Here is a 4,817-nt window from a genome sequence, read left to right on the forward strand (position 1 = left end):
ACCCTATGGATCAGGTGGTCTATGTGGTGGATGACGATCCCGACGTCCGCGAGTCGATCATCTTTATGCTCGAGAACGAGGGCCTGGCAGTTGCCGGGTTCGAGGAGCCCAGGGCGTTGCTGGATCAGGTCAGTGAGAACAGTGCCGGTTGCCTGATCCTCGATGTGCGGCTGCCGCAGATGGATGGTCTGCAACTGCTCGAAGCCTTGCGCGAACGCGCCGTGAATATGCCTGCCGTCTTTATCTCCGGCCACGGTGACATCCCGCTCGCCGTGCGTGCCGTCCAGGCCGGGGCTCTCGATTTTCTGGAAAAGCCGTTCCGTGACGAGCAATTGCTGGAGAAGGTGCGCAATGGGCTCGAGCTGGATCGCACCACGCACGCGCACGCGGCGGAGCGCGCCGCCATCGAAAAGCGCCTTGACAAGCTGACGCCGCGGGAGCGTGAGGTCATGGAAGGCATGCTGCAGGGCAAGCTGAACAAGCTGATTGCCGATGATATGAACGTGAGCGTGCGCACGGTGGAGGTTCACCGGGCCCATGTGCTGGAGAAGCTCGATGCCCGAAACAGCTCCGACATGGTCCGGATGGTGCTCTCCACGGAGCAGTATCGCGACTGGCTGTTGTGATGCGTCGCGCTTGAGCCGTCCCGGGGCGAATGGGGGGTCAAGGGGTGGACCCCGCGATCGGCGCCCACATGGCCGGTGCGCCGCGACGTCGTTGCCAGATGCGGCTGGCGATTAGCGCGGCGGCGGAGAGGGGAATCAGATACCCGAACAACCCGGCGAACGCCCCCAAGGCAGGAATTCCCAGCACCAGCAGCAGGCTGGGCGCACAGCAGGCGGAGCCCGCCAGCAGCGCCGGAACCGCGCTGCTCGCAGAACTCGCCTGCGAGATGCCGCAGGCCTGCGGCGCCTTGTAGAGCATGATTGCGCCGTGGACGTTGACGGCCACCAGCGCGCCGAGGCCGAGGGCAATGAGCAGGTTCATGGGGCTGAGCAGGAGCACCAGCCAGCCCGCTTCCACGAGGGCGATTGCCTCGAACAGGAACGGCGAGCGCATGGTGAGTATGCGCTCGACACTGGCCGCGCCGGCCTGCACGAACCACTCGGCGCGCGGCTCGATCATCACATCGTCAATGCTGAACAGATAGAACAGCGCGTACGCCAACCCCGTTCCGATTGCCGCAACCCGTTGCATCATGAGCCGTCGATCACCTGTGTGTCGGGGTAAAATGCCACCCAGGCGAACCACATCGCCTCGAAACCGTTGACCGCTTCCAGGCTATCCAGCGCCGCATGGCTTGGCCCGGCGGCATTGAACTCGATGCCCTCGGGCACGTCAATCGGGTCATCGCCGCGATAGACCCACGCTGTATCGAGGCCGGCGTCATGGAGCACCAGGTAATGGTTATCGCCGTTCTCGACGGTCAGTGACCCTTCCTCGGCCAGGTGATCCAGGTCGACGGCGACGGCGCCGTTGCTCGAGCGAAAGCCGAAGACTTCCCGCTTGTTCGGGTACCTGTCGTCTTCATGCTGAACCGGGAAGATGGTTCCGGAATCCTCCGCGTAATAGCCGGACACGGGGGTGTAGTCGCCATAGGGGTCATGGCGGTAGTTGCGGACAAACCCCGTGTCTGACGAGAGCACCTCTGTGTCCGGATGGCGGTCGCGCCAATTCTCCCAGGTGGTCCAGAACACGCGGAACTCCTCCAGCCCCTCGCCGGCCAGGGGACCGTTGATCGCCGTCCCGAGGATCTGCGGCCAGAAGCTGTCGGTGGCGCGGTCGTACATGATGAGGTTACTGTTGACCAGCCGGCCGGATACGCCGAGCTCCGTCTCGCCACGTTCGAAGCCCAGGGCCGTGCCGGTGAGCGGGCAATAGGTCACCGCCACCGGGTCGCCAGCGATCGTGTCGTTGACAATTTCGTGCCAGACGAGAATGCGCTGAGGGTAGGCCCTGGCCTTGCCGTTGCGGTAGACACCGATGACCCGGTCTTCGTCTTCGAGAAACGCATCGGCCCGGTCGACAGACCAGAATCGTGGATCGTCGATCGAGGGAATACCGTCCTTTGACGGGCCTCCCGAGAGCTTGTCGTTGTCGTACTGCTCGAGGGGCAGCGGAACAACGGGCGGCTCTGTCGTCGGCAGGGCCTGCTCGGCACCAAGTGCGGGGACCGCAAACAGCGTGCTCATCAGGAAAGGAACCGTCCGGCGTGCCATGGCTGACTCTCCGCATCAGTGGGATGTGGTGTTATTGAAAGCCAACACGCATCGATCGGACATTGGGAGTTTCCCGTAGTGTTTGCGCAATGGCGCTGCGGCGCGACGGTTGCCCGTGCCATGACCAGCAACCCGTTGATGCTCGGGCCGGGAGACTGGGTGGATGGCCAATGAACATGCGCGGTTGATCAACCGCCTGCTGATGCCGGCAGGCGTGTTGTTGATGGCAGGGACAGCCCTCGGGGTGGGGGGTTATGTGCTGATGCCGGACGCGAACACCCTGTCCCTGCCGTCCGCCACGCTTGCGAGTGTCGGCATGGTCTGCGCGCTGGCCTCCGGGGTGGAGGCGGTGCGTGCGCTGCTGGCCTATTGGCGCTGGCTCTCAGGGCGCGGTGAGGCGTGTCGCGAGTGCGGGGCGCCGGTGGTGGCCCCGTGTCTGGCGCTGTTCCCGTTTCGGTGCATCCAGAATCGTCGACACGCGTTGGATGATTAGTCGTGCGCGAACCCAAGCCTCTCGCGAAAAGTGTCCTCGTCGAGAATCACGCCGCCGTGGCCATCCACCTCGTAGCAGATGATGGTCACCGGCTGGCCGGCCGCACGGGCTGCCGGCGCCACCTTTGCGGTGATGATGCGGTAGCCCACTGTCTCGTGTTCGCCCTCTTCAACGCTGGAGGCGTCTTCTTCGAGCACCAGGTCCGCGTTGTAGATCTGGCCCAGGGCCACATCGGGACGCTCCCGGTGGGAGTCGACGCAGGCCGCGTAGGGCTCAGGCATGCGGTTGAAGCTGGCGATAACCACGAAAATCAGTGCCGTCAGCACGGCGGCTGCGAAGACAATAAAGCCCGTCACGCGCGTCATGCAGTGAGTCTCCATGCGATGGGATGGGGTGGTGATAATCGGGTGACGCAACAGGATGAACCGAGTCCCGGCGGTGGTCTAGTGTCCTGTAACCGGATTTCGGCTACAGGACACTAGCGTCGCGTTTGTATGCTTGAGCGCCGGCCTGGTGCCGGACGGCAGTGCGGCGGCCGCGGCGGGTCTCGGTGCAGCGGCGGGCATCGCCGCGGGTGCGGCGGCCACGGGGTTCCGGTAAGGCGAGGGTGGTGCATGAACGTTGTTTTCCTGGTGATCGTCCTCGCCGCTTTCGTAACGGCGGCATGGCATCAACTCCAGTATCGCCCCGAGCAGCCGGATGACCCGGAGGCGGTCAGCCCCATGGCCGAGCTCTCACAAGCCGTCGTGGAGTCGGCCGGCGGCGCCGTGGAGCTGGCCATCGGGCTGATCGGCGTCATGACCCTGTTCCTGGGGTTGATGAAAGTCGCCGAGGCGGGCGGCATGCTGACCGTGCTGGCCAGGCTGATCCGCCCGCTGATGACCCGCCTGTTCCCGGAAGTCCCGCCGGACCACCCCGCGATGGGTGCGATGATCCTGAATATGTCCGCCAATGCGCTGGGCCTGGGCAACGCCGCGACGCCCTTCGGCATCCGCGCCATGCAGGAACTGGACAAGCTCAACCCCCACCCGGGCACAGCCACCAACAGCATGGCGCTGTTTCTCGCCATCAACACCTCGAGCATTACGCTGTTACCCACCGGGGTGATCGCGCTGCGCGCGGCCTCCGGATCTGTCGAGCCGGCGGCCATTTTGCCATCGACCTTGTTCGCCACCGCCTGTGCCACGGTGGCGGCGGTTGTAGCGGCGAAGGCCTACCAGCGCCTCAGCGCACCGCCGGCCGCACCGCAGGCCGTTGTCGAGCGATCGGCCACCGGGCAGGCGACAGCGGACGCACAAGCGCATACCGCAGCGGACGATCCCGCCATGACCCGGGCGGCAGCGGAGTCTGAGACCGGCTATCCGGTGTGGGTCTCCTACCTGTTCCTGGCCGGGCTGCTCAGCCTCATTCCCCTGAGCATCGTCTACGGCCGGGTGATTGCGCCGTGGATCATCCCGGGGCTGATCGTCTTCTTCCTGCTCTACGGCGTGGTCCGCGGGGTGCGGATCTACGAGGTGTTTGTGGACGGGGCGCGGGAAGGGTTTCAGGTGGCGGTTCGGATTATCCCCTACCTCGTTGCCATTCTGGTGGCCGTGGGCATGTTGCGCGCCAGCGGCGCCATGGAGGCGATGGTGGGTTGGGTCGGCGCCTTCACGCAGCGCCTCGGCCTGCCGGCCGAGGCGCTGCCCATGGCCATGCTGCGCCCGCTCTCCGGTTCCGGCGCCTATGGCATCATGGCCTCGATCATCAACGATCCCGCAATCGGCCCCGACAGTTACACCGGCCTGCTGGTTACCACCCTGCAGGGGTCCACGGAGACCACCTTCTACGTGATCGCGGTATACTTCGGCGCCGTGCAGATCCGGCGTATCCGCCACACGCTCGCCGCCGCGCTCACGGCGGATGTGGTCGCGGTGATTGCGGCGGTGGCGATCTGCCTGTGGTTGTTCACCTGAGCGGTCGCCCGGGTCACGGGTCTTGCGGTGGATGGCCTGAACGAATCTGTACTAAATTGGTCCGATTTCGTGTACACTGGCGCCATGATACGCATCAATCGCGAAACGGATTACGCCACCGCAGTGCTCGGGCTCATGGCCAGTTGCCCG

6 protein-coding genes are annotated in these 4,817 nt (G+C 65.0%); 3 read left to right on the forward strand and 3 right to left on the reverse strand.

The window, feature by feature from the left end; translation table 11 throughout:
- On the forward strand, positions 1–626 hold a 626-nt coding region (locus tag QZT63_RS08580), incomplete at its 5' end, for a response regulator (RefSeq protein ID WP_366636463.1).
- 37 nt (positions 627–663) lie between these two features.
- On the opposite strand, the gene QZT63_RS08585 is transcribed toward QZT63_RS08580, so the two are convergent.
- A complete protein-coding gene (locus QZT63_RS08585) occupies positions 664–1,200 on the reverse strand; it encodes a hypothetical protein (RefSeq protein WP_290650324.1) in 537 nt (178 codons plus the stop codon).
- Entirely contained in the window at positions 1,197–2,219 is a 1,023-nt protein-coding gene (locus QZT63_RS08590; RefSeq protein WP_290650326.1) for a DUF3179 domain-containing protein, read from the reverse strand. The genes QZT63_RS08585 and QZT63_RS08590 overlap by 4 nt, the downstream gene beginning before the upstream one ends.
- Positions 2,220–2,382: 163 nt before the next feature.
- On the opposite strand from QZT63_RS08590, the gene QZT63_RS08595 reads away from it, so the two are divergent.
- Positions 2,383–2,712, forward strand: coding sequence for a hypothetical protein (locus tag QZT63_RS08595; RefSeq protein WP_290650328.1), 330 nt, complete (start codon positions 2,383–2,385; stop codon positions 2,710–2,712).
- Here the strand turns inward: QZT63_RS08595 and QZT63_RS08600 are convergent.
- Complete coding sequence (locus tag QZT63_RS08600; RefSeq protein ID WP_290650330.1) at positions 2,709–3,077, reverse strand: hypothetical protein; 369 nt, start codon at positions 3,075–3,077, stop codon at positions 2,709–2,711. The two genes, QZT63_RS08595 and QZT63_RS08600, sit on opposite strands and share 4 nt — an antisense overlap.
- Positions 3,078–3,326: 249 nt before the next feature.
- Here QZT63_RS08600 and QZT63_RS08605 point away from each other — a divergent pair, with 249 nt between their 5' ends.
- On the forward strand, positions 3,327–4,667 hold the full coding sequence (locus QZT63_RS08605; protein WP_290650332.1) for a nucleoside recognition domain-containing protein: 1,341 nt from the start codon (positions 3,327–3,329) through the stop codon (positions 4,665–4,667).
- Positions 4,668–4,817: the final 150 nt, after the last annotated feature.

Origin of the sequence: Aquisalimonas sp., assembly GCF_007120195.1 — a bacterium.
Taxonomy (GTDB): Bacteria; Pseudomonadota; Gammaproteobacteria; order Nitrococcales; family Aquisalimonadaceae; genus Aquisalimonas.

Excerpts from the sequence above, each read along its gene's own strand:
- QZT63_RS08600 (WP_290650330.1), bottom strand. The coding sequence starts at position 3,077 with ATGACGCGCGTGACGGGCTTTATTGTCTTCGCAGCCGCCGTGCTGACG.
- QZT63_RS08590 (WP_290650326.1), bottom strand. The coding sequence starts at position 2,219 with ATGGCACGCCGGACGGTTCCTTTCCTGATGAGCACGCTGTTTGCGGTC.
- QZT63_RS08605 (WP_290650332.1), top strand. The coding sequence starts at position 3,327 with ATGAACGTTGTTTTCCTGGTGATCGTCCTCGCCGCTTTCGTAACGGCG.
- QZT63_RS08595 (WP_290650328.1), top strand. The coding sequence starts at position 2,383 with ATGGCCAATGAACATGCGCGGTTGATCAACCGCCTGCTGATGCCGGCA.
- QZT63_RS08585 (WP_290650324.1), bottom strand. The coding sequence starts at position 1,200 with ATGATGCAACGGGTTGCGGCAATCGGAACGGGGTTGGCGTACGCGCTG.